Source organism: Helicobacter valdiviensis (assembly GCF_003245365.1).
GTDB classification, from domain to species: Bacteria; Campylobacterota; Campylobacteria; order Campylobacterales; family Helicobacteraceae; genus Helicobacter_D; species Helicobacter_D valdiviensis.
Genome location: NZ_NBIU01000010.1, coordinates 48,005 through 58,590 on the forward strand (window position 1 = coordinate 48,005; position 10,586 = coordinate 58,590).

Annotated in this window: 14 protein-coding genes; 10 read left to right on the plus strand and 4 right to left on the minus strand. The window is 35.1% G+C overall.

Features of this window, described 5'->3' with window-relative positions; genetic code table 11:
• Nucleotides 1-4: 4 nt before the first annotated feature.
• The 9 genes from dapA (at nt 5) to ychF (ending at nt 7,593) form a co-directional block, all read left to right on the plus strand.
• Complete coding sequence (gene dapA / locus B6S12_RS04935) at nt 5-922, plus strand: 4-hydroxy-tetrahydrodipicolinate synthase (protein ID WP_111229700.1); 918 nt, start codon at nt 5-7, stop codon at nt 920-922.
• Nucleotides 916-1,698: an enoyl-ACP reductase gene (locus tag B6S12_RS04940; protein WP_111229701.1), complete on the plus strand. Its 783-nt coding sequence runs from the start codon at nt 916-918 to the stop codon at nt 1,696-1,698. The genes dapA and B6S12_RS04940 overlap by 7 nt, the downstream gene beginning before the upstream one ends.
• Nucleotides 1,699-2,244, plus strand: coding sequence for a CDP-diacylglycerol--glycerol-3-phosphate 3-phosphatidyltransferase (gene pgsA / locus B6S12_RS04945; RefSeq protein ID WP_111229702.1), 546 nt, complete (start codon nt 1,699-1,701; stop codon nt 2,242-2,244). It begins immediately after the preceding gene.
• 8 nt (nt 2,245-2,252) lie between these two features.
• The gene (gene rseP, locus B6S12_RS04950) at nt 2,253-3,323 is read left to right on the plus strand and encodes an RIP metalloprotease RseP (RefSeq protein WP_111229703.1); all 1,071 of its coding nucleotides are present in this window, start codon (nt 2,253-2,255) and stop codon (nt 3,321-3,323) included.
• A 9-nt stretch (nt 3,324-3,332) separates the two neighbouring features.
• Entirely contained in the window at nt 3,333-4,004 is a 672-nt protein-coding gene (locus B6S12_RS04955; RefSeq protein ID WP_111229704.1) for a YggS family pyridoxal phosphate-dependent enzyme, read from the plus strand.
• Between the two features lie 55 nt (nt 4,005-4,059).
• Entirely contained in the window at nt 4,060-4,413 is a 354-nt protein-coding gene (locus tag B6S12_RS04960) for a methionine-R-sulfoxide reductase (protein ID WP_111229705.1), read from the plus strand.
• Nucleotides 4,414-4,475: 62 nt separating this feature from the next.
• The gene (locus tag B6S12_RS04965; protein ID WP_111229706.1) at nt 4,476-5,066 is read left to right on the plus strand and encodes a DedA family protein; all 591 of its coding nucleotides are present in this window, start codon (nt 4,476-4,478) and stop codon (nt 5,064-5,066) included.
• Nucleotides 5,063-6,487: a leucyl aminopeptidase gene (locus B6S12_RS04970; RefSeq protein ID WP_111229707.1), complete on the plus strand. Its 1,425-nt coding sequence runs from the start codon at nt 5,063-5,065 to the stop codon at nt 6,485-6,487. The genes B6S12_RS04965 and B6S12_RS04970 overlap by 4 nt, the downstream gene beginning before the upstream one ends.
• Complete coding sequence (gene ychF / locus B6S12_RS04975; RefSeq protein ID WP_111229708.1) at nt 6,487-7,593, plus strand: redox-regulated ATPase YchF; 1,107 nt, start codon at nt 6,487-6,489, stop codon at nt 7,591-7,593. Before B6S12_RS04970 ends, ychF begins: the two co-directional genes overlap by 1 nt.
• Before the next feature lie 208 nt (nt 7,594-7,801).
• Here the strand turns inward: ychF and B6S12_RS04980 are convergent, their stop codons facing one another.
• Nucleotides 7,802-8,203 (minus strand): hypothetical protein, encoded by a 402-nt coding sequence (locus tag B6S12_RS04980; RefSeq protein ID WP_111229709.1) that lies wholly within the window; start codon nt 8,201-8,203, stop codon nt 7,802-7,804.
• Nucleotides 8,204-8,289: 86 nt separating this feature from the next.
• Between B6S12_RS04980 and B6S12_RS04985 the strand changes: the two genes are divergently transcribed.
• Complete coding sequence (locus tag B6S12_RS04985) at nt 8,290-9,057, plus strand: complement resistance protein TraT (protein WP_111229710.1); 768 nt, start codon at nt 8,290-8,292, stop codon at nt 9,055-9,057.
• A gap of 3 nt (nt 9,058-9,060) precedes the next feature.
• On the opposite strand, the gene cmoB is transcribed toward B6S12_RS04985, so the two are convergent.
• From cmoB to B6S12_RS11055, 3 genes are all read right to left on the minus strand, one after another.
• A complete protein-coding gene (gene cmoB / locus B6S12_RS04990) occupies nt 9,061-9,978 on the minus strand; it encodes a tRNA 5-methoxyuridine(34)/uridine 5-oxyacetic acid(34) synthase CmoB (protein ID WP_111229711.1) in 918 nt (305 codons plus the stop codon).
• Nucleotides 9,959-10,180 (minus strand): hypothetical protein, encoded by a 222-nt coding sequence (locus B6S12_RS04995; RefSeq protein WP_111229712.1) that lies wholly within the window; start codon nt 10,178-10,180, stop codon nt 9,959-9,961. Before B6S12_RS04995 ends, cmoB begins: the two co-directional genes overlap by 20 nt.
• A 205-nt stretch (nt 10,181-10,385) precedes the next feature.
• A partial coding sequence (locus B6S12_RS11055) for a hypothetical protein (RefSeq protein ID WP_220083640.1) occupies nt 10,386-10,586 on the minus strand: 201 nt, incomplete at its 5' end.

Below are 10,586 nucleotides of genomic sequence, written 5' to 3' on the forward strand. Positions count from 1 at the left end.
AAGAATGCAATTAACAAACGAAGTTGTAGGGGCAATGACAGCTCTTGTTACCCCTTTTAAAAATGGAAAATTAGATTTAAACACTTATGAGTGCTTAATCCAAAGACAAATTGATAATGGAATAGATGCGATCGTTCCTGTTGGAACAACTGGGGAATCAGCCACTTTAAGCCATGATGAACATAAAGAATGTATTGAAGTCGCTTTGAGTGTTTGCAAAAAAAATAGAGAGAAAGGTATAGATGTTAAAGTTTTAGCAGGTGCAGGAAGCAACTCAACAAACGAGGCCATAGAGCTTGCCAAATTTGCACAAAAATATGGAGCAGATGCAATTTTATGCGTTACTCCTTATTATAATAAACCCACACAAGAGGGATTATTCCAACATTATAAAACTATTGCAAGTTCTATTGACATTCCCCTAATGCTTTATAATGTCCCCTCACGCACTGGAGTTAGCCTAGAAACTGCTACGATTTTAAGACTTTTTAGAGAAGTTCAAAATATCTATGGCGTTAAAGAAGCGAGTGGAAATATTGAAAAAATCATTGATTTAAACACACAAGAAAAAAATTTAGCCATTTTAAGCGGAGATGATGCGATTAACTATCCCATTTTATGCTGTGGAGGTGTAGGAGTGATTTCAGTTACTTCCAACCTACTTCCTGATAAAATTTCACAGCTTACGCATGCAATCTTAAAAGAGGGCGATTATAAAAAATCTCAAGAAATCAATAATGAGCTTTATTTAATCAATAAAGCACTCTTTATTGAAAGCAACCCTATTCCCATAAAAGCAGCAATGTATTTATGTGGATTATTGCAGACATTAGAATACCGCTTGCCTCTTGTGCCACCAAGCAATGAGAGCATGCGTTATCTAGAAAGTATCTTAACAAAGTATGAGGTGAAAAAATGCTAGAAACTATCAAAGGTAAAACACTTGTAATTAGTGGTGCAACACGAGGTATAGGAAAAGCTATACTTTATCATTTTGCACAAAATGGAGCCAATATTGCTTTTACTTACAACAAAAATGAAGAAGAAGCTCAAAAAATCATTGTAGATGTAGAAGAAAAATATGGAATCAAAGCCAAAGCTTACCCGCTTAATGTGCTAGAGCCAGAAACCTACAAAGAGTTATTTTTAAAAATTGATGAAGATTTTCCTAGAGTGGATTTTTTTATTAGCAATGCTATTATTTATGGCAAAAGCGTTGTAGGTGGATTTGCCCCTTTTATGCGTCTTAAGCCCAAAGGACTAAATAACATCTATACAGCAACGGTTTTGGCCTTTGTAGTAGGTGCTCAAGAAGCTGCAAAAAGAATGCAAAAAGTAGGCGGAGGAAGCATTATTTCTCTAAGCTCTACTGGAAATTTAGTCTATATGCCAAACTATGCAGGACATGGAAACTCTAAAAATGCCGTTGAAACCATGGTAAAATATGCTGCAATGGAGCTAGGAGAATTTAATATCCGCGTAAATGCTGTAAGTGGTGGCCCTATTGATACAGATGCACTAAAAGCATTTCCAGATTATGAACAAATCAAAGCCGCAGTGCAGGAGCAAAGCCCTCTAAATCGTATGGGCGACCCTAAAGACATCGCAGGAGCTTGCTTGTTCTTATGTGATAGTAACTCAAGTGCTTGGCTTACAGGACAAACAATTGTAATTGATGGAGGAACAAGCTTTAAATAAATGCTAGAGCTAAAAAATTTACCTAATATATTAACTCTTTTGCGTATCTTTTTGGCATTTTTGCTTTTGTGTATTATTTTGTATGGAGGGATTTTATTGCCTCCTCCTATCCATCCTACTTGGATTAATTACTTTGCAACACTAACTTTTTGCATTGCGAGTGCAACGGATTTTTTTGATGGTTTCATCGCAAGAAATTTTGGTGGTATGAGCGTATTTGGAGAGATTTTTGACCCTCTAGCAGATAAGCTTTTGATGCTTAGTGCGCTTATTGGGCTTTTAGTATGGAATAGAGCCGACGCATGGGCGGTATTTTTGATTTTAAGTAGAGAATTTTTTATCACAGGATTAAGAGTTGTAGCAGCCTCTAAAGGAATTAAAGTTGCTGCTTCTAATCTTGGCAAATATAAAACTGGAGTGCAAATTACCGCCATTGCTTTTTTGCTTATGGATTATTCTTTTGCTCCTTTTGTGCTTTGGATAGCAGTAGCGATTACGCTATATTCTGGCTATGATTATGTAAAATTATATTCTAAATCGCGTTAAGGTTTTTTATGGGTTTTATCACTTCACTTTTAGTTTTATCCTTTTTAGTTTTCTTTCATGAATTGGGACATTTTTTAGCAGCAAGGCTTTTTGGAGTTAGAGTAAATGCTTTTAGCATAGGCTTTGGCAAGCAAAAAATTTGGAAAAAACAAATTGGAGACACAGAATACTCTCTGCGTCCTATTCCCCTTGGAGGCTTTGTAGAACTCAAAGGACAAAGTGATTTAGATCCAAAGAATCGCAACTATGATAAAGATAGTCTTTATGGAATTTCTAGCTGGAAACGCTTAGTAATTTTAGCAGCAGGTTCGTTTTTTAATATCTTACTTGCTTTTTTGCTTTATATGATTATTGCCCTTGTAGGACAAAAGGAACTTGCACCTATAATTGGGAAAATTGTCCCTAACTCTCCTGCGCAAATTGCTAATTTAAAACCTAATGACGAAGTAATTAGACTAAACAACACACCCATTAAAACTTGGGAATCTCTAAATCAAGGCATTTTAAATTCTAAAGGCTCAATAGAGCTTGTAATCTTGCGAGAGGGAAAAGAATATGAGGTAACTCTCACTCCACAAATAGGCAAATCCCAAAATATTTTTAAAGAAGAAATCTCCCGCCCTCTTGTTGGCATTACTGCAAAAGGGGAAGCTAAAGTTGTTTCTTATTCTCTTACAGAAAGCTTTGGTGTAGCATTTTCAAAAACTCTTGAAGCTAGCTATTTAATTATCAAAGGGATTGAAAAATTAATCACTGGTGTTGTGCCTGCAAGTGAAGTAGGTGGGGTAGTTTCTATTGTATCTATCACCAAACATGCAAGCGAACTTGGCATTATTACACTTTTTGCTTTTAGCGCTTTAATTTCTGTAAATCTTGGAATTTTAAACCTACTTCCTATTCCTGCATTAGATGGAGGACATATTATTTTTACGCTTTATGAAATGGTAACTAAAAAAATCCCTTCTCTTAACACTCTCTATCGCCTTACGATGATGGGCTGGGTTTTTTTAATTGGACTTATGGGGCTTGGGCTTTATAATGATATTATAAGACTTATTAATGGCACAATAATCCCTTAAAGGAAACTCATGCAATTAGAACAAAATTTATTAGAAGCAATTGAAAAAATTGAAAAAGCAAGAATTAGTGTAGATAGACATAGAATTATTAAGCTTGTTGCGGTTAGTAAATATTCTACTAAAGAAGATATACAAGAACTTTACCAATGCGGACAAAGGGCTTTTGGCGAAAATAAAGTGCAAGATTTAGAGACTAAAAGCAAAGAATTAGAAGATAAACCGCTAGAGTGGCATTTTATAGGAACTTTGCAAACCAATAAAATCAATGCACTTTTAAAAATTAAACCTTTTATGCTACAAAGTTTGCACTCTTTAGAGCTTGCCACTAATTTGCAAAAAAGACTACAAAGAGAAAATCTAACCCTCAATACCCTCTTACAAGTTAATAGTGCAAAAGAAGAAAGCAAAAGTGGTTTTATGCCAGAAATTGCTTATGAATCCTATTTAAAAATAAAAGAGGAATGTCCAAATCTTAAACTATGTGGGCTTATGAGCATAGGAGCACACACACAAGATTTAAAAATTATCCAAAAAAGTTTTGAACTTACAAGAAGTATTTATGAGAAATTAGAAAAAGAAGGAGCTAAAATCTTAAGTATGGGAATGAGCGATGATTTTACTCTAGCTATCAAATGCGGTAGCAATTTGGTGCGTTTGGGAAGCACTCTTTTTAAAAGATAAGCTATTAATTTACAAAACTTAGATAAAATATTATTAAATTTTATAAAGGCTAAAAATGCAACCTCTAAATGAAGAAGAAAAAGCAGTCATTATCCACAAAGGCACAGAAGCACCCTTTAGCGGAGAATATGAAAACTTTTTTGAAAAGGGGGTTTATTTATGCAAACAATGCTTAAACCCTCTTTATCACTCTAGCGATAAATTCCATTCAGGCTGTGGATGGCCTAGCTTTGATTCTTGCATAGAAAACGCCATCAAAGAACAATTAGACAAAGATGGCAGACGCACGGAAATAGTATGTGCAAAATGTGGCGGACACCTTGGACATATTTTTAGAGGAGAGGGCTTTACAGCAAAAAACACACGCCATTGTGTCAATTCAATTTCTCTAAGATTTGAGCCAAATTAGTATGTTTGTAAGTATTTTTCTGCTAGAATGCAAGGCTTTAAAAATCACTTAAAGAAGCAAAAATGGAAGAGCTTTTTACGACTTGGTTACAAGAATATGGTTACATCATTCTATTTATTTGGAGCACACTAGAAGGTGAGCTTGGACTTATTATGGCAGGAATTATGTGTCATACAGGACATATGAGTGTTGCAATCGCTATTATAGTAGCGGGGCTTGGCGGTTTTGTAGGCGATCAAGTTTATTTTTATATTGGGCGTTACAACAAACAATTTATCTACAAACGGTTAAAAACACAGCGTAGAAAATTTGCCTTTGCACATTTATTGTTGCAAAAATATGGCTGGCCTATTATTTTTGTGCAACGCTATCTTTATGGAATGAGAACTGTAATACCTATGAGTATTGGCGTTACAAGATATAGTGCAAAAACTTTTGCTTTTATCAATCTTATTAGTGCAATGGTTTGGGCAGGTATCACAATAACACTTGCTTATTTCTTTGGTGAAGAACTTTTAGCACTCGTAAAATATGGCAAAGAGCATTATTATGTAGCAATTCCTTTTGCTATTATTGTTGGCGGAGGAATTTATTATTACCTCCATAGAGTTACCAAAAAAGTAGAAAAGAAAATTATAGGAGAATCCAAATGAAAATTCTAGCAGGAAATAAAAAAGGCAATGTAAGCCTTATCATTATCAAAAACAAAAAACTTCCAAAAACTCTCACAAAAGATCAAAAAGCTTTTTTAGAACTCCAAAACTATAAAGGAGAAGGAAATATTTTCATTCCATATGGAAATGTATATTTTGTAAGCATTGAAGAGAGTTCTTATGCTTTTTGCAACACTTTAAGAGATGCCTTTTTTAACGCAATCAATGCTCTTAAAAAACTAAATATTAAAACCTTAAGCATTAATATAGAAAACACAAAAGAAGCAAGAGAGATTTGTGAGGGAATTTTACTTGGAAACTATAGCTTTGAAACCTTTAAAGAGAAAAAAAGCGAAACTACTTTAGAAGAGATTTATTTAAATTCTACAAAAGTTTCCCAAAAAGATTTAGAAAAAGTAATCTTAGAGGCTAATGTAATCATCTCAAGCGTAAATTATACACGCGAACTTATTAATACTCCCCCTATGCAAGCTACTCCTGATTTTATCGCCAAAGACGCACAAAGACTAGCCAAAGAACTCAATCTTGAATGTAAAATTTTAGACACCAAGGGCTTAGAAAAAGAAAAAATGGGAGCGTTTTTGGCAGTAGCCAAAGCAAGTTCTAATCCTCCTTTTTTGGTGCATTTAAGCTACAAGCCTAAAAATTCTAAAAATGCACCCAAATTTGTATTTGTAGGCAAAGGACTAACTTATGATAGCGGAGGATTAAGCCTAAAACCTGGAGATTATATGACAACCATGAAAGCAGACAAAAGCGGTGCTTGTGCGGTGCTTGGAATTATGCAAAGTGTTGCAAAGCTAGGCTTAGAGGCTGAAGTGCATGGGATTTTAGGTTTGGCTGAAAATATGATTGGCGGAAATGCTTATAAACCTGATGATATTCTAATTTCTCGCAGTGGTAAAAGCATAGAAGTAAGAAATACCGATGCAGAAGGGCGTCTAGTCTTAGCAGATTGCCTAAGCTATGCAAGCGATTTAGAACCTCATTATTTACTTGACTTAGCAACACTAACGGGTGCTTGTGTGGTAGCACTTGGGGAATATACAACTGGAGTTATGGGTTACAATTCTAAGTTAAAAAATTCTTTTATAGAGAGTGCTAATCAAGCTGGGGAGCTAAGTGCGATTTTACCTTTTAATCCCTATTTGCAAAAATTATACAAATCTGAAGTAGCAGATCTTTGCAATATCCCCTCATCAAGATATGGCAGTGCTATAAGTGCAGGAATGTTTTTAGGAGAGTTTATCCCACAAAACCTACAAGATAAATGGCTACACTTAGACATTGCTGGACCTGCCTATGTAGAAAAAAGCTGGGGTTCCAATCCTTTTGGTGCAAGCGGTGCTGGAGTTAGAGCTTGTATAGAATTTATTAAAAATAATATAAAGGAAAAATAATGGGCTTATCTATTGGGATTGTTGGTTTGCCAAATGTTGGAAAATCCACCACTTTTAATGCACTTACAAAAACACAAAATGCACAATCTGCAAATTATCCTTTTTGCACGATTGAACCTAATAAAGCAATCGTTCCTGTGCCCGATAATCGCTTAGATGAATTATCAAAAATTGTAAATCCTGAAAAAGTTGTGCATTCCCAAGTGGAATTTGTAGATATTGCAGGATTAGTAAAGGGTGCTAGCAAAGGAGAAGGGCTTGGCAATCAATTTTTAGCAAACATCAAAGAAACTGAAGTTATTTTACATATTGTAAGATGCTTTGAAGATGGCAATATCACTCATGTTGAAGGCAGTATTGATCCCTTACGCGATGTAGAGATTATAGAAACAGAGCTTCTAATTGCTGATATGCAAACTCTACAAAAAAGAATAGAAAGGTTAGCTAAAAACACTAAAAGTGGCACCTCCAAAGAAGCCCTAGCACAGCTAGAAATCGCTAAAGAACTTTTAGTGCATATTGAAGCGGGTGAAGCAGTAAGAAATTTCAGCAAAAAAGATGATGAAAACTTTTTACTCTTAGATAAAGAGCTTCGTTTTTTAACCAATAAAGACATTATTTATGGTGCAAATGTAGATGAAGCTTCTTTGTTGGAAGATAATAACTTTGTAAAATCTTTAAAAACCCATGCACAAAAAAACAATGCAGAAGTGATTAAACTTTGCTCCAAAATTGAAGAAGAATTAGTAAGTTTAGATGAAACAGAACAAAAAGAGTTTTTAGCAGAACTTGGCGTAAAAGAAAGTGGTTTAGATGCGATTATCAAACTTGGTTTTGCAAAACTTGGATTAATTAGCTATTTTACAGCAGGCGTTAAAGAAGTGCGTTCTTGGACAATCCATAAAGGCGATAAAGCCCCAAGTGCTGCTGGAGTAATCCATAAAGATTTTGAAAAAGGCTTTATTAGAGCAGAGGTTATCTCTTATAACGATTTTATCCAACAAGGTGGAGAGGCAAAATGCAAAGAAGCTGGACTTATGAGGGTTGAGGGTAAAGACTACATTGTAAATGATGGGGACATTATGCATTTCCGTTTTAATGTTTAACTTTCTATTAATTTTGCAAAAGAAAATTTCTTTTCCATACCTTGCAAACAACTTACATTATCACTACAAGAGCTACAAGCTTGTGGTAGCTTAAAGAACTTATTTAGACACTTGATAATTCTTTTAGATTGCCACGGCGATTACATCGCCTCGCAATGACTCCTAAAAAAACCCTTTATTGCACTGACATATAAAGCCACACACTGTATCATTGTAAGGAGCAAGGCAATGAAGTAATCATTATTTTAACTTCGCAGAGGAGCAAAGCCCCTCTTTGCGATGAAGGACACAAGTGTCCTTTCAAATCCCCTAAAGGCTCCGCGCCACTTCGTTTCACTTGTGGGAAAGCTTCGCTTTTTAACTTCGCAGAGGAAATGAATTCCTCTTTACGCGAGCGGGAGTTCCACTCCCTGCACCCACCATACAAGCAAAGCGTTATCCACAAACGCAGTGCAGTGCAAAAAGCCCCCGTCCCACTTCGTTTCACTTGTGGGAAAGCTTCGCTTCTATCATTGTGAGATAACTTTTTAGATTGCCACACAAATACTTTGTATCCAACCACAATGCTAATAGTAGAATATCCACAATGCAAAAATACTAAAAAATACAAGATAAAAGAATTGCAAAATTTATTCTTGTTTGTTTCTATTTTTTAGATATAATTGCCTAAATTAACTATTTTACTAAGGAAATAAAATGAAACGCTTTTATCTTTTAGGTTTTTTATGTGTGTTATTTTTAAGCGGTTGTGTAACAACGACTATGCAAACCAAAGCTACAATGAGCCAAAGTATTTTTATAGATCCTGTTGCTAAAAGCAAACAAACTATTTATGTAGCTATGCGTAATACAAGCGGACAAAATATTAATTTATTACCAAAAGTTTTAGGTAGCCTACAAGCTAAAGGATATACCATCGTAGATGATCCTAAAATGGCAAACTTTATCCTACAAGCCAATGTGCTTTATTGCAATATCAAACAAGAAAATAATGCAGCAGGAGCAGCTGCACTTGGTGGAATGGCAGGTGCAGGCGTGGGTGCATACAACCATAGCTCCATGACAGGAACAGTTGTTGGAGGACTTGCTGGTGCATTAGTAGGTGGAATTGCTGGAAAACTTACAGAGGATACCATCTATCAAATGCAAGTAGATATTAATATTCGCCAAAAAGTTGATGGTGGGACAATCAACACAAACGCTTCCGCATCACGCCAAGCTAGTATTCAAGATGGCAGAAGAGCTGGATTTTTAAATAGCTTTGGAGGCGATGTGAGAGATACACAAGGGGGTGGAAGATTAAACGAAAACCGCACAAACTATAATGAACAAATTTATACAACAGACTATTCAGAAAAGCAAACTACTCTTTTTGCAGAAGCCACAAAGCTAAATCTAACCATAGAAGAAGCTATTCCTGTGTTGGAGGATAAAATCGCAAACCAAATTAGTGGAATTTTCTAAAATCTAGGGCTTTTTAGCCTTTAGATATGCCCGAAAGGGTGCTGGATAACCCTCAATCGTCTTTTCTTTTGTGCTATCTAAAAAATCTTCAAGACTTTCTTTAGAGCTCCACTCTGTTTTTCTTTGCTCTTCTATTCCTGTTTTTAATGTAGCAATATGATAAACCTCTCTAAAGCCACATTTTACAAGCCAATTTTTAAAAGTTTCTAATGTAGGAATAAAATAAACATTAGGCATTTTTGCATATCTATCTTGCGGACAAAGACACACAAGCTCATTGCCTGGAATAATAATGCTATCAAAAATCGCCTCTCCTCCCTTTTTTAGAGAATTATAGACAAGCTTAATGCAATCTAAGGGACTTTTTCTATGGTATAGCACACCAAGACATAATGCTACATCAAATTTCACTTCATAAAAAGGTAAATCCTCTACGCCAAGCATTTCAAACACCAAAGGAACTTCACCTATAAGAGAGGTTAAAAATTCAAACTGCAACTTACAAAGTGGCATAGGATCAAACCCTATCACTTTTGCAGGTTGTTTTGAAAGCATTTGTAGCATATAATATCCATTATTAGCACCAATATCTGCAACTACTTTATCCCTAAGATTTAAATGGGGTTCTAAAAGATTGTATTTTATAGAACTATTCCACTCACTATCAATAACAAGTTCATTGATTTTAAAAGGACCCTTTCTCCAAGGAATAAGGCTTTTAGCAACAGCCCCAATAAGCTCTAAAGTTTTTTTAGAAGCATTAGGTAATTCTATCTCCACTGCTTCTTTAAAAGATAGTTTTGCACCCATAAGCTCGGATTTTTCAATTTTTTTAATCTTTTTTAGCTCTTCTACAAGAGGTAAAATATGCTTATAGCCTAGTGAGGCTTCACGCTCCTCTTTAATAGACTTCAGATTCATCTTCGCTAATTCCATTAGTATTTCTTGGGGCGTTATCTTTATAAAGGAGCATATCATCAGGGCATGTTTCTTTATAATTTCCTTGCGAATCATAATAATAGCCCTTATCCTCCCAATCAGAAGCACTCAAGCCACATCTATTATGATAAACACAACCACTAAAAAAAATTGCACTGCATACAAGCAAAAATGCCAATCTCATATTATCCCTTATTAAAAAATTTTATTTATTATAACAAAACAAGTGCATAAAATAACTTTTAGGGCTTTATAAAATAAAAAGAGAATTTTTAAGTTGTTTTGGCTTTATTTTACAAAGAAGCACACAAGCATAGCTATCCATTACTTGCAAAGCCTTTCTTTATAAATAGAGACTGCTTATCTCTTAAGTTTCAAACTACAAAGCATTATTCACAAACACAGCGTGGTGCAAAAAGCATTTGCTTGTGGGAAGGCTTTCTTTTATTTTTAACTTCGCAGAGGAAATGAATTCCTCTTTGCGATGAAGGACACAAGTGTCCTTTCAAATCCCCTAAAGGCTCCGCGCCACTTCGTTTCACTTGTGGGAAAGCTTCGCTTTTTAACTTCGCAGAGGAAATGAATTCCTC

Bases quoted from the DNA above. Each gene is read 5' to 3' on its own strand.
- B6S12_RS04995 (WP_111229712.1), bottom strand. From the start codon at position 10,180: ATGAGATTGGCATTTTTGCTTGTATGCAGTGCAATTTTTTTTAGTGGT.
- B6S12_RS04970 (WP_111229707.1), top strand. From the start codon at position 5,063: ATGAAAATTCTAGCAGGAAATAAAAAAGGCAATGTAAGCCTTATCATT.
- pgsA (WP_111229702.1), top strand. From the start codon at position 1,699: ATGCTAGAGCTAAAAAATTTACCTAATATATTAACTCTTTTGCGTATC.
- B6S12_RS04985 (WP_111229710.1), top strand. From the start codon at position 8,290: ATGAAACGCTTTTATCTTTTAGGTTTTTTATGTGTGTTATTTTTAAGC.
- B6S12_RS04955 (WP_111229704.1), top strand. From the start codon at position 3,333: ATGCAATTAGAACAAAATTTATTAGAAGCAATTGAAAAAATTGAAAAA.
- B6S12_RS04940 (WP_111229701.1), top strand. From the start codon at position 916: ATGCTAGAAACTATCAAAGGTAAAACACTTGTAATTAGTGGTGCAACA.
- ychF (WP_111229708.1), top strand. From the start codon at position 6,487: ATGGGCTTATCTATTGGGATTGTTGGTTTGCCAAATGTTGGAAAATCC.
- B6S12_RS04965 (WP_111229706.1), top strand. From the start codon at position 4,476: ATGGAAGAGCTTTTTACGACTTGGTTACAAGAATATGGTTACATCATT.
- rseP (WP_111229703.1), top strand. From the start codon at position 2,253: ATGGGTTTTATCACTTCACTTTTAGTTTTATCCTTTTTAGTTTTCTTT.
- cmoB (WP_111229711.1), bottom strand. From the start codon at position 9,978: ATGAATCTGAAGTCTATTAAAGAGGAGCGTGAAGCCTCACTAGGCTAT.
- B6S12_RS04960 (WP_111229705.1), top strand. From the start codon at position 4,060: ATGCAACCTCTAAATGAAGAAGAAAAAGCAGTCATTATCCACAAAGGC.
- dapA (WP_111229700.1), top strand. From the start codon at position 5: ATGCAATTAACAAACGAAGTTGTAGGGGCAATGACAGCTCTTGTTACC.